The 21330-nt window shown below is 73.4% G+C and carries 14 protein-coding genes; 7 read left to right on the top strand and 7 right to left on the bottom strand.

Features of this window, described 5'->3' with window-relative positions; genetic code table 11:
* Positions 1-63: 63 nt before the first annotated feature.
* Positions 64-669 carry a TetR/AcrR family transcriptional regulator gene (locus ABZ990_RS17050; RefSeq protein WP_361231582.1) on the bottom strand — a complete coding sequence of 202 codons (606 nt, stop codon included), beginning with the start codon at positions 667-669 and terminating at the stop codon, positions 64-66.
* Positions 670-925: 256 nt separating this feature from the next.
* On the opposite strand from ABZ990_RS17050, the gene ABZ990_RS17055 reads away from it, so the two are divergent.
* Together ABZ990_RS17055 and ABZ990_RS17060 are read left to right on the top strand one after the other, a co-directional pair.
* Positions 926-1813, top strand: coding sequence for an NAD(P)-dependent oxidoreductase (locus ABZ990_RS17055; RefSeq protein ID WP_361231666.1), 888 nt, complete (start codon positions 926-928; stop codon positions 1811-1813).
* A 313-nt stretch (positions 1814-2126) separates the two neighbouring features.
* The gene (locus tag ABZ990_RS17060) at positions 2127-3842 is read left to right on the top strand and encodes an RICIN domain-containing protein (protein ID WP_361231584.1); all 1716 of its coding nucleotides are present in this window, start codon (positions 2127-2129) and stop codon (positions 3840-3842) included.
* A gap of 101 nt (positions 3843-3943) precedes the next feature.
* Here ABZ990_RS17060 and ABZ990_RS17065 read toward each other — a convergent pair whose 3' ends face one another.
* A complete protein-coding gene (locus ABZ990_RS17065; protein ID WP_361231586.1) occupies positions 3944-6184 on the bottom strand; it encodes an InlB B-repeat-containing protein in 2241 nt (746 codons plus the stop codon).
* A 706-nt stretch (positions 6185-6890) separates the two neighbouring features.
* Between ABZ990_RS17065 and ABZ990_RS17070 the strand changes: the two genes are divergently transcribed.
* Positions 6891-7310, top strand: coding sequence for a PaaI family thioesterase (locus ABZ990_RS17070; RefSeq protein WP_361231668.1), 420 nt, complete (start codon positions 6891-6893; stop codon positions 7308-7310).
* A gap of 268 nt (positions 7311-7578) precedes the next feature.
* Positions 7579-8142, top strand: coding sequence for a DoxX family membrane protein (locus ABZ990_RS17075; RefSeq protein ID WP_361231588.1), 564 nt, complete (start codon positions 7579-7581; stop codon positions 8140-8142).
* A 96-nt stretch (positions 8143-8238) separates the two neighbouring features.
* Here ABZ990_RS17075 and ABZ990_RS17080 read toward each other — a convergent pair whose 3' ends face one another.
* Positions 8239-8733, bottom strand: coding sequence for a hypothetical protein (locus ABZ990_RS17080; RefSeq protein ID WP_361231590.1), 495 nt, complete (start codon positions 8731-8733; stop codon positions 8239-8241).
* Positions 8734-8838: 105 nt separating this feature from the next.
* Here ABZ990_RS17080 and ABZ990_RS17085 point away from each other — a divergent pair, with 105 nt between their 5' ends.
* From ABZ990_RS17085 to ABZ990_RS17095, 3 genes are all read left to right on the top strand, one after another.
* Positions 8839-9297, top strand: a complete 459-nt coding sequence (locus tag ABZ990_RS17085; RefSeq protein ID WP_361231592.1) for a GNAT family N-acetyltransferase — start codon at positions 8839-8841, stop codon at positions 9295-9297.
* 98 nt (positions 9298-9395) lie between these two features.
* Positions 9396-10676, top strand: coding sequence for an MFS transporter (locus tag ABZ990_RS17090; protein WP_361231670.1), 1281 nt, complete (start codon positions 9396-9398; stop codon positions 10674-10676).
* Between the two features lie 337 nt (positions 10677-11013).
* Positions 11014-14790 carry a S8 family serine peptidase gene (locus ABZ990_RS17095; protein ID WP_361231594.1) on the top strand — a complete coding sequence of 1259 codons (3777 nt, stop codon included), beginning with the start codon at positions 11014-11016 and terminating at the stop codon, positions 14788-14790.
* A 97-nt stretch (positions 14791-14887) separates the two neighbouring features.
* Here ABZ990_RS17095 and ABZ990_RS17100 read toward each other — a convergent pair whose 3' ends face one another.
* The 4 genes from ABZ990_RS17100 to ABZ990_RS17115 all read right to left on the bottom strand — a co-directional run bounded on the left by ABZ990_RS17100 (position 14888) and on the right by ABZ990_RS17115 (position 21055).
* Positions 14888-16276 carry a carboxyl transferase domain-containing protein gene (locus ABZ990_RS17100; protein ID WP_361231596.1) on the bottom strand — a complete coding sequence of 463 codons (1389 nt, stop codon included), beginning with the start codon at positions 16274-16276 and terminating at the stop codon, positions 14888-14890.
* Positions 16269-17891: an AMP-binding protein gene (locus tag ABZ990_RS17105; RefSeq protein WP_361231598.1), complete on the bottom strand. Its 1623-nt coding sequence runs from the start codon at positions 17889-17891 to the stop codon at positions 16269-16271. Before ABZ990_RS17105 ends, ABZ990_RS17100 begins: the two co-directional genes overlap by 8 nt.
* A gap of 48 nt (positions 17892-17939) precedes the next feature.
* Positions 17940-19274, bottom strand: a complete 1335-nt coding sequence (locus tag ABZ990_RS17110; RefSeq protein WP_361231672.1) for an MFS transporter — start codon at positions 19272-19274, stop codon at positions 17940-17942.
* A 272-nt stretch (positions 19275-19546) separates the two neighbouring features.
* Complete coding sequence (locus ABZ990_RS17115) at positions 19547-21055, bottom strand: GAF domain-containing protein (RefSeq protein WP_361231674.1); 1509 nt, start codon at positions 21053-21055, stop codon at positions 19547-19549.
* Positions 21056-21330 lie beyond the last annotated feature (275 nt).

Below are 21330 nucleotides of genomic sequence, written 5' to 3' on the forward strand. Positions count from 1 at the left end.
TCGGCCGGGGTCGCGCCGCCTCGGCCGGCGGGCCGCCAGGGTCACGGTGCCCGGAACGGGCGGTCAGCCTGCGTCGGTTCGGGCCACGGCCCCGTCCAGCAGCGGGGCGAGTTCACGGGCGACCGTCGTCAGGGCGCGGGGGTCGCGTTCGGCCCTGGCGATCAGGATGGCGCCCTCCAGGGCGCTGACCATCAGGGTCGCCAGCGCCTCGGCGCGCGCTTCCGGCACGTCCATTCCGGTCAGCGCCTGCGCCACCGGCCGCCGCCAGCACGCGAACGCGTCGGCGGCGGCGACCCGGGTGGACTCGACGCCGTCCGCGCAGTCCACCGTGGCGGCGGCGACCGGGCAGCCCGCGAGGGAGCCGGTGGCCTCCAGCTCGTCGGTCCACTGGCGCACCATCGCGGCGAAGAGTCCGCTCGGTGACGGTGCGTCCATCGCGGCGACGAAGCGGGCGACGCGTTTCGCGGCGTAACGGCCGGCCCAGGCGACGGCCTCGTTCACCAACTGGTCCTTGCCGCCGGGGAAGTAGTGCTGAAGCGAGCCGCGAGGGGCCTGGGCGTGAGCGGCCACGTCGCGCATGCCGGTCGCCGCGACCCCGTCGCGCCGCAGCAGCTGGGCAGCGCTGAAGATCATCCGCTCGCGCGGCCCCCGGTCGCCGCTGCCGGTCATGGCCGTTCTCCCCTCGGTCGGTACGTCCCTCGTACGCCTCTGCCGGTACGTCTGTCGATATGTCTGTCGATACGTCTGCCGTTGCGCGGGTGGAGGGAGATCCCCGCCCCCGCCGGCCCGCCGCACGAAGCCGAATCCCCCGGCTCCGCGCTCCCATTATGACAACGGTCATAATTCCGGGGCTACTATGACCGCTGTCATAGTCGGCGACGGAGCGGCAGCCGTACGGCGGGACTGCCGGACAGGACGGTGCGGGATGGACGAGGACCTCGTCGGATTCATCGGTCTCGGCATAATGGGCCGGCCCATGGCGCTCAACCTGGTACGAGGCGGCACCCCGCTCCTCGTCTGGAACCGCACCGCCGCCCGGGCGGAGCCGGTGCGCGCCGAGGGAGCCGAAGTGGCGGCAGAGCCCGCCGAGGTCTTCCGCCGGGCCCGGATCGTCATCCTCATGCTGGCCGACGACGCGGCGATCGACGCCGTCCTGGCCCGGGGCACCCCGGACTTCGCCGCGCGCACCGCCGGCCGGACGATCGTGCACATGGGCACCACCTCGCCCGGCTACTCGCGAGGACTCGAAGCCGACATCCGCGCGGCGGGCGGCAGTTACGTCGAAGCGCCGGTCTCCGGCTCCCGTGACCCCGCGCGGGAAGGGCGACTTGTCGCCATGCTGGCCGGAGAGGACACGGCCGTCGCCGAGGTACGGCCGCTTCTCGCCCCGCTCTGCCACCAGTCCTTCGTCTGCGGCGAGGTCCCCCACGCGCTGCTGATGAAGCTCTCGGTGAACCTCTTCCTGATCACCCAAGTCACCGGCCTCACCGAGGCGTTCCACTTCGCCGACCGGCACGGGCTCGACCACCAGCGATTCCTCGACGTACTGGACGGAGGACCGCTCGCCAGCGGAGTCTCCCGGACGAAGACCGCCAAACTGCTGGCCGGCGACTTCACCGCCCAGGCCGCGATCCTGGACGTACTCAAGAACAACCGCCTGATCGCCGAGGAGGCCAGGGCATCCGGCCTGGCCTCACCTCTGCTCGACATCTGCCACACGCTGTACAGCGAGACGGTGGGACTCGGGCACGGCGAGGCGGACATGGCCGCCGTCCTGCGCGCGATCGAGGCCCGCACCGACCAGGTCCTTTAGGTACGCGGTCAACGCGCCGTGGCGGAAAGCCCGTTGCCCCTCCGGGTCCGGCGGTTCGCCGGCCCTTCCCGGGATGCCGGAGAGGGCGCCCGGCCCGGCTCGACGGCGCCATGTCCCTCGTACGAAGAGGCGCCATGCCCATCGTATGAAGACTCGGGCCCACAGTGTGGCGTGCGGCCGGCCGGGAGACGTTCTGCCGTGACGGGCCGCGGCAGAGCGGTCCCGCTGAACGGAGAGCACGATGCCGTCATCCACTGACAGGGGCCGACCAGTCGGAACGGGCCCCGGGCGGGCCCGGCCGAGGGCCGGTCTGGTGCGACTGGTCGCGGGCCTGGTGGCGACGGCCCTCGCCGTCGCCGGGCTGCTGTTCGCGGCGGTCGGGGCCGCCGCGGCGCCGCCCCCGCCGCCGAACAACCTGGAGGACGTCCAGGCCGCCAGCTACAACCTTCAGGGCGCGGGCAGCGGCGACGACGCCGACAAGTGGGCCAAGGACCTGCCGCAGCTCATCGACCTGAACTACAACATGATCGCGATCCAGGAGGCCGGCCCCGCGCAGGCGCTGCCCGGGTCGTACCTCGGGACCATCCCGACCGCCCCGGGCCAGCAGCCGGTGCAGGTCTACCAGTGGAACGTGGCCACCCACAGCCGCCAGGAAGTCTTCTACATCTACTACCTGCGGACCGACTTCGGCGGCAACCGGGTCAACCTGGCCCTCGTCACCCCGTGGTACACCAACCAGATCCTCTACGCCCCCAACAACGGGGCGCGGCCCGCCTTCGGGGTCCGGCTCGGCAACGCGTCGTACTGGACCGCGCACGCGGACTCCAACGGCGGCCAGGCGAACAACGCGGAGTCCACCCTCAACGCCATCCGAGCCGCCTCGCCCAACGCCAACTGGCTCGCCATGGGCGACTGGAACCGCGACCCCGACGAACTGCCGGTCACCGCGCCCGCCGGAGCCGTGCAGTACCGCAGCGGCCGGCCCACCGTGGGCTTCTTCACCGGCAACCTGGCCGAGGCGGACTACTTCTTCACCGGCCGCGCGCTGGCCGCGGGCGCGCTGTACGAGGGGGTGCGGCTCAACGCGATGAGCAGCGACCACACCCCCGTCGGCCTGCTGCCCCTGGCACTGCGCGGCGGCGCCGAAGCGGTCGAGCTGCGCGCCGTCGGAGACGACCACCACCCGCTGACGGTCCCGGACGGCTCCACCGCCGACCAGACGGAACTGATCACCTATCCCCCCTCCAGCCGCACCGGCGGACAGGCCGCGGTCCCCGCCGCGGGCCCCGAACAGACCTGGCGCCTGCAGCCCTTCCTGGGACTGCCGGCCTTCGTGCTGGTCAACGAGAAGACCGGCAAGTGCGCGGACGTCCACAACGGCACCGCCAACCAGCGGGACCTGGTCGACCAGACCACCTGTTCGGGCGCGACGACCCAGGCCTGGTACTTCCATCCGAATCCCAATGACTCGGCCACCGGTGTGCTGGTGAACGGCTACCACACCAACAGCTGCCTCGACGTCCTCGGCGCCCACGGCAACGCCGGGGCGGCCGCCATCTCGCCCTGCGGCCCCCAGGACAGCCAGCAGTGGGAGGTCGCCACCCGGGAGTCGTCCGCCATCGCCAGCGTCGGCAACGGCAACCGGCTGCTCGATGTCGAAGGCGGCTCACTGGACAACAGCGCCCATGTGGTCACCCAGACCGGCAACGGCGGCTCCGACCAGTACTGGCACCTCGACTCCAGCGGCCCGGGCACCTTCACCGTCGTCAACGAGAAGTCGGGCAAGTGCCTGGACGTCCACGACGGGCTCAGCGCGCGGGCGGGCGACTGGGTCGACCAGTACGACTGCGCGGGCCAGCCCACCCAGAACTGGACTTTCACGACCGGGACCAACGGGAGCGTGCACCTGGTCAACACCTACTACAAGTGGGACCTGGACGTGCTGCGCAACCTCACCGGTGACGACCGCTGGGTCGGTGTCTTCCCGGACACCGGCGGGGCGAACCAGCTCTGGACGTTCCTGAACTGAGCGTCCCGCCGCCGCATGGGACGGCCCGTGGCCGCAGACAAGAACTCGTCTGCGGCCACGGGCCTTTCCCTGCCGGGTGGACTCCGGGGGAGGTCAGGGGGTCACGCCGTCCGCTCCTCTCGGGTGCCGTACTCGTGGCCGGTGCCGTGGCCGTATCCGTTGTCGCCGCCGTAGCCGTGGTCGTGGTCGCAGGGCTCGCCCGTGTTCACCTCGATGGTGGCGGTGGCCGGGTCGCTGGTGACCTGGTCGCCCTGCGGGTCGGTCCCGTGCGCGCGGGCGGTGTTGGTGACCGCGCAGGTGCTGCCCCCGCCACGGGTCGCCGGGGAGTGGACCGGCTCGCACGGGGTGACGTCGGCGTTCGTGATCGTGTGGCTGCCGGAACAGGTCGTGCTCTGGCCGGCGGCGAGGGTGGTCGCCTCACAGGTGACCGTCGCGACCTTGTCGTCGGTGACCGTCACCTCGCCGAGGGTGGTGTTGCCGGTGTTGGTGACCGTGTACGCGTACTCGACGGTGTCGCCCACCTCGAACGGCCCGGCGGAGACCACCCGCTTGTCGAGCGTCAGGTGCGAGAAGGCCGAGGGCTCCCACACCGCGTAGAGGGTGGTGTTCTCGGTGATGGTGAAGGTGTCGCCCGGCTGGTACTGGGCGGTGGCGGCCGCGGGGCTCGTGGCCCAGCCGAGGAAGGTGTAGCCGGTCTTGGTCAGGTCGCCCGGTCCGAGGACGGTGACGGTGTCACCGGGCTGGTAGGCGTTGGGGTCGACCGGAGGGGTGCCGGAGGTGTTGCCGTTGCCGTCGTAGGTGACGGTGAGGGTGGCCGGCTCCTGCTGCCACACCGCGTACAGCGTGGTGTTGTCGAAGATGGTGAAGGTGTCACCCGGCTGGTACTGGGCGGTGGCGGCCGCGGGGCTCGTGGCCCAGCCCAGGAAGACGTAGCCGGTCTTGGCCAGATCCCCTTGGCCGAGGACGGTGACGGTGTCACCGGAGTGGTAGACGTTGGGGTCGACGGGAGGGGTGCCGGAGGTGTTGCCGTTGCCGTCGTACGTCACCGTGAGGGTGGCCGGCTCCTGCTCCCACACCGCGTAGAGCGTGGTGTCGCCGGTGATGATGAAGGTGTCACCCGGCTGGTAGTCGGGGGAGGCGGCCGAAGAGGTCGTGGCCCAGCCCGCGAACCGGTATCCGGCCCGGGTCAGGTCCCCCGGCCCGAGGACGGTCACCGTGTCGCCGGAGTGGTAGGTGTTGGGGTCCACCGGGGCGGTGCCGGACCCTCCGTTGGGGTCGTAGGTGACGGTGAGGGTGGCGGGTTCCTGCTGCCACACCGCGTACAGCGCGGTGTCCTCGAAGATGGTGAAGGTGTCGCCGGGGTGGTACTGGGCAGAGCCGCCGGAGCCCACGGACCAGCCGATGAACACGTACCCGGCCCTGGTCAGGTCGCCCGGTCCGAGGACGGTGACGGTGTCACCGAAGTGGTAGACGTTGGGGTCGACCGGAGGGGTGCCGGACGTCTCGCCGTTGCCGTCGTACGTCACGGTGAGGAGAGCCGGTTCCTGCTCCCACACCGCGTACAGGGTGGTGTCCTGGGTGATGAGGAAGACGTCGCCCGGCTGGTAGTCGGGCGTGGCGGCCGAAGGGCTTGTGGCCCAGCCCAGGAAGCGGTAGCCCGGCTTGTACAGGCCCCCCTGCCCGAGGACGGTGACCGGGTCGCCGTAGTAGTGGACGGTGGGGTCCACCGGAGGGGTGCCGGACCCGCTGTTGCCGTCGTACGTCACCGTGAAGGGATCGGCCGCCCACACCGCGTAGAGGGTGGTGTCGCCGGTGATGAAGAAGACTTCGCCCTGCTGGTACTGGGCGCCGCCGAAGGGGTCGGTGGACCAGCCCAGGAACGTGTAGCCGGCCCTGGTCAGGTCCCCCGGCCCGAGGACGGTGACCGCCTGGCCCGGGTGGTAGAGGTTCGGGTCCACCGGAGGGGTGCCGAACCCGCCGTTGGCGTCGTAGGTGACCGTGAGGGTGGCGGGTTCCTGCTCCCACACCGCGTACAGGGTGATGTCGCCGGTGATGACGAAGGTGCTGCCAGGGACGTACTCGGGGAAGCCGGCGGGGGACGTCGACCAGCCCGCGAACAGATACCCGGCCCTGGTCAGGTCGCCCGGTCCGAGGACCGTGACCGTGTCGTCCGGCTGGTAGGCGTTGGGGTCGACCGGAGGGGTGCCGGAGGTGTTGCCGTTGCCGTCGTACGTCACCGTGAAAGGCGCGAGTCTGCCGAGGCGGCGCTGATCGGAGCCGTTTTTGCCCGAGGTGACGCCGGACTTATTCGGTGACAGCTTGCCGAGCGGCAGGGTGGTCACCGAACCGCCGAAGTCGAGGAATCCGCGACCGTTATCGCCTGCGGCGTTTTCCCCGGAAATCCTGCCGCTCCGCGGGGCATGCGGCGCATACGGGGCATGGGCACGCGGGGCGGCGGCCGGTGCGAAGTCGTGAACGCCGGAACCATGGCCGGCGCGCGACGCCGAATTCCCCGGGAGTGCGACACCGGAGCCTGTGACCCGTTCGCCGCCCGAGGAGACCACGGACGCCGGCGCGACCGTGTGCGAGGCAGCCGCCTGGACCCGGGGGCCCGTGCTCGCGTTCCCGGCGGATGCCGGGAACGCGAAGACCGTCGCGATCACCGCGATGAGGACCACTGGCAAGGACGCCAGTCTTTTACGAATCACAGGCACTCCCATTCGGGAAATCGGATGATCCGGCCATTTTCTCCGTCATATACGGATTGCTCGCCCACCTTACGGAGGGACGCGCTCCCTCGTGGGCGGCTCGCGTGGCATCGCGCCTGGAATTCACCGGGGTCGGCCTTTCGGGTTCCGGGGGAGAGGGATGCGGCGGAGAATAGGGAATGCCGGGAAACGCATTCGGGTGAGGGACTCGCCCGCACCCGCACCCGAACCCGCACTTGTACGCGCACCCACACTCACGCCCACACCCGCACGCGTACGCGCCGACCTCGTCCGTACGCGCGAAGGAGAGGAACCCGTGGCCACCCCCGACCCCACCGCCATGACCGGTCTGGAACTGATGCGCCGGGTGCAGACCGAGCACCCCGACGGCATCCCCTCCATCGGCCGGCTGATCGGCATGCGCTTCGACGAGGTCGAGCCCGGCCGTGTCGTCGTCTCCCTCGACACCCGCCCGGACTTCGCCAACCCCCTCGGCACCGTCCACGGCGGCATCGCGGCCACCCTGCTCGACTCGGCCATGGGCTGCGCGGTCCACACCACGCTCCCGGCCGGCACCTCGTACACGACCCTCGAACTCAAGGTGAACTACATCCGGGCCGCCCGTACCGACGGGCAGAAGCTCACCGCCGAGGGCACCGTCATCCACGCCGGGCACCGCACTGCCACGGCCGAGGGCAAGGTCCGGGACGACGAGGGCAGGCTGATCGCCCACGCGACCACCACCTGCATGATCCTCTGAACCGTCGCCGGTGAACCGTCGCCGGCGGGGCACGGTCCGGTCGGACGGGCACGGTCCGGTTGGACGGGCTGATGCCGGGTGAGGGGGCACCGCCTGGTGCGGTGCGGCGGCTCTCGTTCGTCCGTTCGGGGCAAGCCGTGGTGACGCTGCGGTGACCTGCGGCGGGTCCGGGACTACTCCCGGTGCGACACGGGAAGCCCGGCCCTTGTGGCCGACGCCCGTCGAGCGGGGGCGGCCCGCCGGCGTCCCCCAGCATCGGAGCATTTGTATGCGGTCCCCGAGCCCCTTCAACCCACTGGCCTCGTCGAGGGGCCCGGAGGAACGGCCCCTGTCCGCGACCCCGGCCAGGACGGGGGCCGCCGATGCCGGACTGCTGCTGCTCCGGCTCACCTTCGGTCTGCTGATGGCCGGGCACGGGGCGCAGAAGCTCTTCGGGCTCTTCGGCGGCCCGGGGTTCGCGAAGACCGGCAAGGGGTTCGACGCCATGGGCTACCACCCGGGCGAGGCCTACGGTCTGGCGGCGGGCCTGTCCGAGCTGCTGGGCGGACTCGGGTTCGCCCTCGGGCTGCTGACACCGCTGGCGGCCGCCGCCCTGATCGGCGTGATGATCAACGCGATGGTCATGGTCACCGGCGCGCATGGCCTGTGGATGTCGGACAACGGAGTGGAGTACAACGTGGCCATCGCCGTCGTCGCTCTGGCCGTCGCCGCCATCGGCCCCGGCCGGCTGGCCGCCGACCGGCCCTTCCGCTGGGGCAAGGGCGGCTGGACGGAGGCGGCGGTCGCCCTGGGGCTCGCGGGCGTGGGTACGGCGATCGTGCTCAGTCTGTAGACGGCGGACCGGTCTCGCCCGTGCCCTCGTTCCCGGCGGGGGAAGGGGCAGGGTTACGGGGCCGAGCCGCCGCGCCGCCGTCCGCCGCGCCGCGGGCTACGCAGGCACCGCGGTCAGGTGGTACGTCGTGTCGACGTGGAAGCCGCCCGTCGACGCCGCGTCGATCTCCAGGACGTACTGCCCCGGGAGAAGCGGTGTGACGGCGGCCCAGATGCCCCACGACAGATACATGCGGTCGCCCATGCGGAACGGGCGGGTGGTCAGCCGGCGGAAGGGGATCGGGGCGCCGTTGAGATACGCCCGCGCGTGGGCGAGGTCCAGACCCAGCGGCGTGCGCGAATGCGCCTTCGTGTGCACGCGATTGAGGACCGGCAGGAACAGCGGACGGCCCGCCGGGATCTCACAGCGGCGCACCACCCGGCCGCCGTAGGTGCCGGCGAGGAACCACACGTCGTCCGGCTGCCCCCAGCCCGCGTGCTCCCCGGTCGTGTCCGCGACCGGGCTGCGGTCCTCCGGCGCCGACTGCGCCCACTGCCACCAACGGGCGGCGAGCCGGCCGCCCTCCTCGTCGGATATCTGCCATTCGCTCATGAGGCCCCACCCTAGGCCGCCCCGCCCCCGCTCCCGTCTTGCGGTACCTGCGGAAGCGGTCGAAATGTAAGGATCTTCCCCGGTGGTCGCTCCTATACTCGAACCATGTCCGACATCACTCTCCGGCGCGCCACCGCCGACGACTCCCGACGGCTTTCCAAGCTCGTCCGCACCTCCGGCGCCTACGCCGGCGAGTACGCCTCGATGGTCGACGGCTACCAGGTCGGCGGCTCGTACATCGAGCACCACCCCGTCTACGTCGCCGTCGACCCCCAGGGCCGGATCCTCGGCTTCTACGCGCTGCTCCTCGACGAGGCCGAGCTGGACCTCGCCTTCGTCGCCGACGACGCCCAGGGGCGCGGCATCGGGCGGCTGCTCATGGAGCACATGATCGAGCAGGGGCGGGCCGCCGGGCTCACCTCCATACGCGTCGTGGCCCACCCGCCCGCCGAGGAGTTCTACCTGCGCACCGGCGCCCGCCGCACCGGCACGGTCCGGCACGCCGGACACATCCACTGGGACCGCCCCGAGCTGCGCTACGACCTCACGGCCGACGCCGCGTGAGCGCCACCCAGAAGGGCGCGGGGGCGGGGACAGGGGCGGGGGAGAAGCCCGCCGGGACGCCCGACAGCGGCGGCCCGATATCCGACAGCGGCGGCCCGATATCCGAGGGCGGGGCGACGGGGACGGAGAGCACCGGGGGCCGGGAGCGCCGGCTGTTCGCGGACCTCACCCCGCTGCGCACCTCGCCCGACTTCCGCCGGCTCTGGTTCGGCACCAGCGTCACCTGGGTCGGCCAGGGCATGACGGCCCTGGCCATCTCGCTCCAGGTGTACGACCTCACCCGGTCCTCGTTCTCCGTCGGCCTCGTCGGACTCTGCGCGCTCATCCCGCTCGTCGTGTTCGGGCTGTACGGCGGTGCCATCGCCGACACCGTCGACCGCCGCAAGCTGGGCCTCGTCAGCTCCAGCGGTCTCGCCGTGCTCTCCGCGGGGCTCGCCGTCGCCGCGTTCGCCGGTTTCCACCGGGTCTGGTTCCTGTACGGGATCGTCGCTCTCCAGGCCGTGTGCGTGGCGCTCAGCTCACCGGCCCGCAGCTCGATGATCCCCCGGCTGCTGCCGGCCGGGCAGTTGCGCGCCGCCAACGCGCTCAACTCGATGACCATGACGTTCGGCACGCTCGTCGGGCCCAGCCTCGGCGGCCTCGTCGTCGGCGTGTCCGGCTATCAGACCGCGTACCTCATCGACGCCCTCGCCTTCTCCGCCTCCCTCTACGCGATGTGGCGGCTGCCCTCGATGCCGCCCGAGCGGGCCGCCGGCGCGGATGCCGGACGCGCCTCCGTCCTCGACGGGCTGCGCTTCCTCGGCACCCGGCCCAATCTGCGCATGACGTTCTTCTCGGACTTCTGCGCGATGATCCTCGCCCACCCCCGCGCGCTGTTCCCCGCGATCGCGGTCCTCTGGTACGGCGGGGACGCCCGCACCACCGGACTCCTCGTCGCCGCACCGGCGTTCGGCGCGCTGCTCGGCGGAGTGCTGTCCGGCTGGCAGGGCCGGATCCACCACCACGGGCAGGCGGTCCTGCTCGCGGTCGCCTCGTGGGGCACGGCCATCGCGGTCTTCGGACTCACCCGCAATCTGTGGCTCGGACTGCTGCTGCTCGCCGTCGCGGGCTACTCGGACACCGTCTCGATGATCTTCCGGAACACGATGCTCCAGGTTGCCGCCCCGGACGAGATGCGCGGCCGGCTCCAGGGCGTGTTCATCGTGGTCGTCGCGGGCGGCCCGAGGCTCGGCGACTTCCTCGCGGGATCCGTCGCCGACCTCGCGGGGCCGGGTGTGGCGATCACCGGCGGCGGTCTCGCCTGTGTCCTCGCCATCGGACTGCTCGCCCTGTACGGGAAGGGGTTCCGGCGGTACGACGGGCGCGACCCGGTCGCCTGAGCCCCGGCCTCCCCGCCGCCCCCGGCACCCCCGGACCCGCCCGGATGTCGGGCGGGCCGGGGTGGTTACGGCATACGGCCACGGGCGTGCGGTCGCGGGAGGTCGTACGGGGGTGGCCGGGCGCCCCGGTTCGCCCGGGTTCGCCGTACGGGACCGCGCGTCCCGCCGTACCGGACTGCCCTCCGTACCCCTCTCCGCGCAACCCCCCGACGTGATCTGGCGGTTGACCGCCACGGCACATTGCCGCCAGTCGTGACACGGGTCAACTCCCGTTCCACGGCCCAGACTCATCGCGACGCCCGGAACCCCCCTTCCCCCGGGTGTCCGAGGAGTCGTCGTGATCAGACCTTCCGCAGCCGGAAGGGCCGGTCTGCTCGCCGCCGGGCTTTCCCTGGCGCTGCTCACGGCGGGCCAGACGCCCGCCGGAGCGGTGTCGCCCGCCGTGCCGGACACGTTCCGGAGCGCCGCCGCGTCGGCCTCCACCACCGTCACCCTGGTGACCGGCGACCGGGTCACCGTCACCGACCTGGGCGGCGGCCGGCAGACGGTCACCGTCGACCGCGCCCCGGGCGCCGCCGGGATCGTCCGCACCGAGACGGTGGACGGCCGGACCAGCGTCATCCCCGACGAGGCCCTGCCCTACCTGACGTCCGGCGCTCTCGACCGCCGGCTCTTCGACGTCACCGGCCTGATCGAGCAGGGTCTGACCGGCGACCTGCCGCTGATCGTCACCCAGAACCCCGGCTCCGGTTCCGGTTCCGGTTCCGGCTCCGGCGGTGGCAAGGGCAACGGCGGCGCGCGGAAGGCGGCCCCCGCCCCGCGCGGCACCAAGACGGTCCGCGCGCTGCCCAGCGTCGGCGGCAGCGCCGTCACGGTCACCGAACCCGCCGCGTTCTGGCGCGCGTTCACCGCCCAGGCCGACCAGGCCGCCACCCAGCGGGCCACGGGCTCGACCACGGCCACGACCGCGACCGCGCCTACGCCCACGCCCGGCACCAAGGTCTGGCTCGACGCCCGCGTGAAGGCCGCCATGGCCGACTCCAACGCCCAGATCGGCACCCCCAAGGCATGGGAGGCCGGACTCACCGGCAAGGGCGTCAAGGTCGCCGTCCTCGACACCGGCGTCGACACCACCCACCCCGACCTGGCCGGCCGCGTTGCCGAGTCCAAGTCCTTCATCGCCGGCCAGCAGGTCGCCGACCGCAACGGCCACGGCACCCACGTCAGTTCCACCGTCGGCGGCAGCGGCGCCGGCTCCGACGGCAAGGAGAAGGGCGTCGCCCCCGGCGCCACCCTCGCCGTCGGCAAGGTCCTCAGCGACGAGGGCTACGGCAGCGAGTCCGAGATCATCGCCGGCATGGAGTGGGCCGCCCGCGACATCGACGCGAAGATCGTGTCGATGAGCCTCGGCTCCCAGGAGCCCAGCGACGGCACCGACCCGATGGCCCAGGCCGTTAACAGCCTCTCCGCCGAGACCGGCGCGCTGTTCGTCATCGCCGCCGGAAACTCCGGCAGCCCCGGCTCCATCGGCTCGCCCGGCGCCGCCAACTCCGCGCTCACCATCGGCGCCGTCGACTCCGCCGACCAGGCCGCCTACTTCACCTCCAAGGGCCCCCGCTACGTCGACCAGGCCCTCAAGCCCGACCTGTCCGCGCCGGGCGTCGGCATCCTCGCCGCCCGCTCCCAACTCCTGCCCGGCAGCGGCCTGTACACCGCCATGAGCGGGACGTCGATGGCGACCCCGCATGTCGCCGGTGTCGCCGCGCTGCTCGCCGAACGGCACCCCGACTGGACCGGCGCCCAGCTCAAGGACGCCCTCATGTCCAGCTCCAAGACGCTGGACGCGTCCGCCTACGACCTCGGCGCGGGCCGCGTCGACGTGGCCGCCGCCATCAACACCACGGTGTCCGCGACCGGTTCGGCCGACCTCGGCTTCTACGCCTGGCCGTACGAGGACAACAAGCCGGTCACCAAGACCGTCACGTACAGCAACTCCACCGACGCGCCCGTCCAGTTGAACCTGGCCGTCGAGGGCATACCGGCCGGCACCGCGACCCTCGCCGACAGCACCCTCACCGTCCCGGCGCACGGCACCGCGCACACCACCGTCACCGGCGACGGCACCAAAGCCCCGGTAGGCACGAGCTCCGGCCGCGTCACCGCGTCGAGCGGCGGCACCGTCGTCGCCCACACCGCGCTCGGCATGGTCAAGGAAGAGGAGCGCTACTCCCTCACCGTCCACGTCAAGGACCGCGACGGCGCCCCGGCCCCGGCGAGCCTCGCCGTACGCCAACTGGCCAAGGGCGTCGACCCGTTCCCGGCCGGCGTCGGCGAGTCCGGCACCCTGAAGCTGCGCCTGAAGCCCGGCACGTACAGCATCGACGGCGTCCTCGACGTCCGAGGCGCCCACGGCAAGGACTCCCTCGGCCTCGGCCTCCTCATCGACCCCGAGATCGTCCTCGACCGCGACCGCGAGATCACCCTCGACGGAACGAAGCTCCGCGAGGTCCGCGCCGACGTCGACCAGCGCACCGAGACACGCCAGCTCCTGATGGAGTTCGACCGCAAGGGCGGCGGCGCCTCGCACTTCGGCGCCGTCCAGGTGCCGCTCACCTACGATTCGGTCTTCACCGCGCCGACGGCCAAGCCCACCGAGGGCAGCTTCGAGTACCGCACCGTCTGGCGGCTCGGCAAGCCGCTCCTGGAGGGCACCGCCTCCAGCGCCGCGCTCACCGACCTCGCGACCCAGCCCGGCACCGCGCTCCTCGAAGGCCGCCAGCGGCTCACCGTCGTCGACGCGGGTACCGGCACCGCCGCCGAGTACGCCGGCAGGAACGTCACCGGCAAGGCCGTCCTGATTCGCCTCGCCGACGGCGCCGACCCGGTCCAGGCGGCCCAGACCGCCCAGGACGCGGGCGCCACCGCCCTGTTCGTCACCGACGACCGGCCGGGCCGCCTGATGACCTGGTTCGGCACCGCCGACTACCAGGAGCGGCCGCTCGCCGTCGCCACCGTGAACCAGGCCGACGCCGCGCGCCTGGCCACCCTCGCCGCCCGAGGCCAGCGCGTCGACGTGACCGGCACCCGCTTCACCCCGTACGTCTACGACCTCTCCCAGGGGCACCCCGGCGCCATCGGCACCGACCTCGTCTACCGGCCCGGCCGAGGCGAACTCGCCACGCTCCGCGCCAAGTACCACATGCCGACCGGCAAGAAGGAACTCGGCGGCGAGTTCCGCTACTCCCTCACCGACACCTTCAAGATCGGCATCGGCTTCAAGGAGTGGATCTCCTACCCGGCCGAGCGCACCGAGTACGTCTCCACCGGCACCGGCCAGGGCTGGCACGAGTCCGTCGACCTCGGCGGCGACAGCATCGCCCTGGAACAGCGCGGCGGCATCTCCACCTACAAGGGCGGCAGCGAGGTCGCGAAGGACTGGTTCAAGCCGGTCTGGCACCCGTGGCTCGGCACCGGCCTCGGCTGGGGCCAGGAGCGCACCGGCGACACCATCCGCATCAACACCCCCGGCTGGGGCGACTCCGGCCCCGACCACACCGGCTTCGGCGACGTGTGGGGCGACGAGACGATGACCCAGTTCACCGAGGTGTACGTGAACGGCGAGCGGGCCGACCGCAAGACCGGCTCCGGCGCCTACGTCTGGTCCGCGCCCGCCGAGGAGGCCGACTACAAGGTCGTCACCGACACCACCCTCGACCAGGACCGCTGGCGCCTGGGCACGAAGGGCCACGCCGAGTGGACCTTCCGCTCCGCCCGCACCCCGGCCGACCGGATCACCTACCTCCCGCTGATCAACCTCGGCTTCGACCTCGCCACCGACCTCGCGGGCGACGTCCCGGCGGGCAAGAAGCTGCCGGTGCGGATTTACGCCGAGTACGTGAAGGACGCGACCGGCACCGGCACGCTGGGCGGCCGGTGGCTGGAGGCCTCCTACGACGAGGGCGCGACCTGGACGAAGGTCGCGCTGAACGCCGACGGCCGGGGCGAACTGGCGGTCCCGGGCAAGGCGGCCTCCGTCTCGCTGCGGGCGGGCGCGAACGACGACCGGGGCGGCTCCGTGAAGCAGGAGCTGATCCGCGCGGCCGGCGTGCGCTGACCCTGATCCGGGTGGTCGGCGGGGGCTGACCCGGGCCCCGTACCGGACCGGAACGCGGTCCGGTACGGTACGGCCCGACGCCAGGGGCCCCGGCCGCTCAGCGGGAGACGGGGTCCACCCCCACCACCCCGCGCGCCACACCGAGTTCGACCAGGTCCTGAGGACGCAGCCGGAGCTGTCCGGCGGTCAACGGGACCTGGTCGTCCGCGCGTTTGAGGATCCGGGCGGCCAACTCCGGCGCGATGACCGAGAAATAGCCGTCCGGCGTCACCCAGGTGGCGCCGGGCGCGGCGAGCGCGAGCGCCCCGCCCGAACCACCCTCCCCGACCACCAGCGACGTCACCGGCACCCGGGCCCCGGCGATCGCCGCGAACACCTCCGCGATCGCCGGCCCCGCCCCCGCCCGCTCGGCCTCGGCGTCATTGGCCGCGCCGGGGGTGTCGACCAGCGTGAGCACCGGGATCCCCAGCCGGTCCGCGAGCCCCAACAGCCGTGCCACGGTACGGAATCCGGCGGGCCGGGTCGCCCCGCCGTCCTGCGCCGCGTACGCCACGACCCGGCCCTCGCGCAGCCCGAAGCCGCACTCCACCCGGTCGTCCGCACCGCCCGCCCGGTCCCCGCGGATCGCCGCCCGCACCTCGAAGTACGCGTCCAGATACGCCCCGGCCCGCGGCCGGTCCGCCGCCCGCGCCCGCCGTACGGCCTCCCAGCCGGTGGCGGGCGGCGGCAGATCGCGCAGCGCGTACGGCGGGGGAGCGGGCTCCGCGCCCCGGGCGGCGTCCGGCGCCAGCAGGCGCAGCCACAGCGCCAGCGTGTCCCGCAGCCGGGCCGGTGCGACGAGCGCGTCCACATGACCGTGCGCGTACTGGTCCTCGGCCGTGTACGCGGCGGGATCGGCGTCCGGCGGGCGGACCCGGGACCCGGCGAACGCGACCTGCGCGCCGGGCAGCGCCAGGACGACGTCCGCGCCCGCGCCGAGGGTGGCCCAGCCGCCGCCGGTGGCCGGGTCGCGCAGCACGGCCACCTGGGGGACGCCCGCGGCGCGCAGCCGTACGGACGCGGCGGCGACCCGCTGGAGCTGGCCGAGCGCGATCATCCCTTCCTGCATCCGGCTGCCGCCGGTGGCGACCAACGACACGAGGGGGATACGGAGTTCGGCCGCCGCGGCGTATGCGGCGACGAGCCGGTCGCCCGCCGCGCGGCCGAGCGAACCCCCGAGGAAACCGAACTCGAAGACGGCCAGGACACAGGGCCGGCCGCCCACCTCCGCCGTCCCGCACAGGACCGACTCCTCCTCGCCGGTCCGTACGGCCGCGCGGGCGCGGGAGTCGCCGTAACCGGCCCAGGCGAGCGGGCCGTCGGCCGGGGCCGCACCCGCGCCCTCCGCAGGGGCGGCCTTCTCGTCCCCGGCGGCCGGCGGGGCGAGCGGGGTGAAGCCGTCCGCGACCAGGGCGAGCACCTCCCGGGCCGTCATCCGCTCAGTCATGAAGCGACTCCTGGGCCTTGGGGGTCTCGGGTGTCTCGGGTGCCTTGGGCGTCCCGGGGGTGCCGTGACCGCGACCGCCGTGGTGGTCGCTCGCCGGCGGCCCGGCCAGGGCCTTCTTCAGGATCTTGCCCATGTCGTTGCGCGGCAGCGCCGCCAGGAAACGGACCTCGCGCGGCCGTTTGTGCGGGGCGAGGAGCGCGGCGACATGCGCCGCGAGCGCGTCCGGGGCCGGCGGCCGGTCCGGGTCGGCCGGTACCACCCAGGCCACGATCCGCTCGCCCAGATCCGCGTCCGGCGCGCCGGTGACGGCGGCCTCGCGGACCTCTGGATGGTCGAGCAGCGCGTTCTCGATCTCGCCCGCGCCGATCTTGTAACCGCCGCTCTTGATGAGGTCGGTGGCCCGGCGGCCGACCAGCCGCACGAACCCGTCGGGCTCGCGCACCGCCATGTCCCCGGTGCGGAACCAGCCGTCGCCGGTGAACGCCGCCGCCGTCGCGTCCGGGCGGTTCAGATACGCGCTGAACAGGTTCGGCCCGCGCACCTGCACCTCGCCGATCGTCTCCCCGTCGCAGCCGTCGAGGACCGTGCCGTCGTCCTCCGCCAGCCGCAGCCCGACCCCGCGCAGCGGCAGCCCCACCGACCCGGGGCGGGGGTCCGAACCCACCGGGACGGAGGTGTTCATGAGGGTCTCGGTCATGCCGTACCGCTCGATCACCGTCCGCCCCGTCGCCGCCGTGATCCGCTCGTGGTCGGGTACGGGCAGCGCGGCCGAGCCGGACACGAGCAGCCGCGCCCCGGCGAGCGCCCGGACCAGCGCCGGATCGTGGGGAAGGGCCTCGGCGATCCGGTGGTACATGGTCGGCACGCCGAACAGCATCGTCCCGCCGCCGTCGCCCAGTTCCCGCACCACACCCTCGACGGAGAAGGCACCCAGGTGCCGCAGTCCGCCGCCGCGCCGCAGCGGGCCGAGGACGCCGAGGACCAGGCCGTGCACATGGAACAGCGGCAGCCCGTGCACCAGCACGTCGTCGCCGGTCCAGGCCCATGCCTCGGCGAGCGCGTCGAGCGAGGCGGCGACGGCCCGGCGGGAGAGCACGACGCCCTTGGGCGGGCCGGTGGTGCCGGAGGTGTAGACGACGAGGGCGGGGGCCTCGGCGTCGGGCTCGACGCGCTCGGCGCGTTCGGCGCGGGCTGGGCTCATCGGGACCTCCCCGGACTCCCCGGGCCCGGTGGCAGCCGTGCCCCCCGAGCGGCTCCCCGGTTCGACATCGATCCGGGGCACCCGCGCGAGCCCGTCCGGCAGTGCGTCCCCCGGCCCCGCGAGCACCGCGCCGGGCGTGCTGTCGCCGAGGATGTGGGCCAACTCCCGTTCTCCGGTGCGGGGGTTGAGCGGCACCACCGGCACCCCGGCGAGCAGCGCGGCCACCACCGCGACCGCCGTCGCGGGAGTCGGGGTCGCCCAGACGGCCACGCGCCCGGTGCCGGCGAGCCGAGCCGCCAAGGCATCGGCCGCCCGGGCCAGTTCCGCGTACGTCATCGTCGGCCCCGCGCCGAAGCGCAGGGCGGGCCGGCCGGCCGAGGCCGGGTCCGTCAAGGCCGGGAAGAGGGCGCTCATGGCGCGCATTCTGCCCGCTCGCCGGGGCCCGCGGCAGCCCCCAGCCGCTCAGGCGCGGGCCGCCGCGCCCCCGCCCGTACCGTCACCGGTCGCACCGCCCCCGCCCGTACGTCCCCCGCCCGTGCTCCCGCCCCCTGCGTTCCCGCCCCCTGTGCGTCCGCCGCCCGTACCCCCGGCTACCGGACCCGCACCGCCCGGACCCGCACCGCCCGGCCTCCCACCGCCCGTACCCCCGGGCGCCGACTCGCCCTCCGGCCGCAGGGTGCGCATCCGCCCGTACGCGTACACGCAGCCGGCGAGCGCCAGATCGGACAGGAGCATGAAGCCGATCGAGTACGAGCCCTTCGCGCTGTAGATCGCGCCCATCACCAGCGGCGGCACGAAGCCGCCGAGGCCGCCCATCGCGCCGACGATGCCGGTGACGCTGCCGACCTGGGCCTGGGGGGTGACCTGGGAGACCAGGGCGAAGACCGAGCCGCTGGTGGTGCCGAGCCCGGCGGCCATGATCAGCAGGGCGATGGTGCCGCCCGGGTTCAGCGGCGGGTCGAAGGCCTGGACGATGGCGAGCAGGGCCACCGTCCCGAGCGCCAGGGCCGTCACGATCGCCGGGTGGATCCGGTCCGAGAACCAGCCGCCCAGCGGCCGGAAGATGACCGTGACCAGGGCGAACCCGGCGGCCTTCGTGCCCGCGTCGGTCTGGTCCAGCTCGTACCAGGTCTTCAGATACGTCGGCAGGTAGACGCCGAACGCGACGATGCCGCCGAACCCGATCGCGTACAGCGCCGACAGCTCCCAGGTGACCCGCAGCCGCCCGGCCCGCCCGAGCCGGGTGGCCAGGGACGCGGCGGGGACCGGCCGGTCGGGGCGGTCGCTGATCAGCAGGACGGCGAGCAGGGCGTACGCGGCGAGCGCGCAGGCCACCACGATGAACGGCAGGTTCTCGCTGTGCTTGGCCATCCGGGGCGTGAAGTAACCGGACAGCGCCACACCGCCCATGCCCATGCCGAAGATGCCGAGCGCGAGACCGCGCTTGGCGGGCGGGAACCAGGAGTTGACGAGCGGGATGCCGATGGCGAACGTGGTGCCGCCGAGGCCCAGCAGGAACGCCACGGCCAGCATCAGCCCGTAACTGTCCTTGACGAGGATCAGCAGCAGGACCGGGATGATCGTCAGCGCCGACACCAGCGGGAACATCAGCTTCGCGCCGTACCGGTCGGTGAGCGCCCCGACCGGGATCCGGCCGAGCGAGCCGACCAGCACCGGGATCGCGACGAGCAGAGACTGCTGGAACGAACTCAGCTTCAGCGTCTCGCCGAAGTGGGGGCCGAGCGGGGCGATCAGGGACCACGCCCAGAAGGTGAGCCCGAAGCCGATCGTGGCCATGATCAGGTTGCGATAGGCGGCGGCCGGGATCTGGGGTGCGGCGGCGGGCTTCGCCGCGGTGTCCGTGTCCACGTCACCAGTCAAGGCGGGGCGCCCGGCCGAGGCGCGCGGGACTGCTCCGTACGGGGGGGCCGGAGTCCGTACGTGCGGGGCGTGTGTACGTACGGACGAAGGCGCCGGGGTGCGCGCGGACGGGCGCGACCCCGTCGTCACGCCCGCCCTGCCGACCCCCGCCGCCACTCCGCCGCCGCCCGCCCCGCCGCCCCCCGCCGTCACTCCTCCGCAGGCGGCCAGGTCACCACGGCCGGCGGAACCCCGTCGTCCGTCACCCGCAGCCGCGGACCGCCCGCCCCCGGGCGGGCGCTCACCTCGACCGTCACCGCGCCGATCCCGGGCCGTCGGTGCGCCGCGGCGAGCGCGCCCCGGAGCGCGGCGAGCAGGCGTTCGGCCGAGGCGTCGTCGGTGAGGGCGTCGACGGCGCCGGAGAAGTGCACGGACGGCTGGAAGCCGAGCAGCGCCGCCGCGCCGCCGGTCTCGCGCAGCACCCGGCCCCGGAAGGAGGCCGGGACGTCGGCGGGCGGCTGCTGGAGCGCGAAGATCGTGGTGCGGACCTCCTGGATCGTGGAGTCCAGCTCGTCGAGGGCCCGTTCGATCAGCGCGTGGTCGCCGGAGGCGGGAGTGGACCGGCGCTGGGTGGACTCCAGCATCATCACGGTGGCGAACAGCCGCTGGACGACCAGGTCGTGCAGATCGCGGGCGATTCGGTCGCGGTCCTGGTAGACGGCGAGCCGCTCGCGGTCGTGCTGGGCGTCGGCGAGGACCAGGGCGAGCGCGGCCTGGGAGGCGAACTGCGAGGCGAGCAGCCGGTCCGCCGCGGTGTACGGGCGGTCGCCGCGCCGCCGGGGCAGCGCGAGGGTGCCGATGAGCCGCCCGCCGCTGCGCAGCGGCAGCATCATCGACGGCCCGAACCGGCTCCGTACGGGAGTCGTCATCCGGGGATCGGTGGCCGAGTCGTCGATGAACACCGGTTCGCCGCCGAGGAGTTGGACCAGTACGGCGGAGCCGGGCGCGATGGTGACGCCGACCAGGTCGCCGGGGTCCCCGGCGGTGGAGGCGGCGACGATCTCCATCCCGCCCTCCTCGGTGGGCTGGAGCACCGCCCCGGCGGCGGCGTCGGCGAGCAGCCGGGCCTGTTCCGCGACGGCCCCCAGGGAGTCCTCGGCGGGGCGGCCGGAGAGAAGCGCGTTGGTCACGGCGGCGGCGCCCTCGATCCAGCGCTCGCGCTGCCGGGCGGTCTCGTAACGGCGGGCGTTGGCGATGGCGGTGCCGGCCTGGGCGGCGAGGACCCGCAGCAGGGCCAGGTCCTGCGGGGTGAAGGGGCCGGTGCGCTTGCCGGCGAGATGGAGATTGCCGAACGCCTCGGCGCCGACGCGAACGGGCACGCCCAGGAAGGAACCCGTCGCGGCGGTGTGGCCGGTCTCGGGTGGTATGGCCGAACGAGGTTCATTCGCCGTGCCGTTGGGCGTCAGCGGCCACTCGGGGTCGCCGAGGAGGGCGTCGAGAAGCCCGGTACGGTCGCCGGGGACCCGGCCGACGCGCCGGCGCTGTTCCTCGGTGAGTCCGCAGGTGAACAGGCCGGTGACATCCCGGTGTTCGGGCCGGAGGACTCCAAGGGCTCCGTAGCGGGCGCCGGTCAGCGCGGTCGCGGTGTCCACGATGTGCTGGAGGGTGGCGGACAGTCCGAGGTCGCTGCCGATACTGAGGACGGCTTCGAGCAGCATCGGCAGCCGGGATGCCTCGGGGCGGGGGTCGGAGCCGGGGCCGGAGCCGGGGTCGGTGTCGTATCCGGGTGGGGAGCCGGGCTCGGAGCCGGGGCCGTATCCCGGGCCGGGGCCGTATCCCGTGTCGTGCCCGGCCCCCGTGTCGTGCCCGGTTCCGGAAAGGGGATCGGGGCCGCGCGGGGGATCGGTGTCGCCGGAGCCTCCTCCCCGATCCCCGCCCGCATGTCCGTTCGCTCCCTTGTCCGTGATCGGCATGGGTTCATTGTCGTACAAAA

It is taken from the genome of Streptomyces sp. NPDC046203 (assembly GCF_040646255.1).
Taxonomy (GTDB): domain Bacteria; phylum Actinomycetota; class Actinomycetes; order Streptomycetales; family Streptomycetaceae; genus Streptomyces.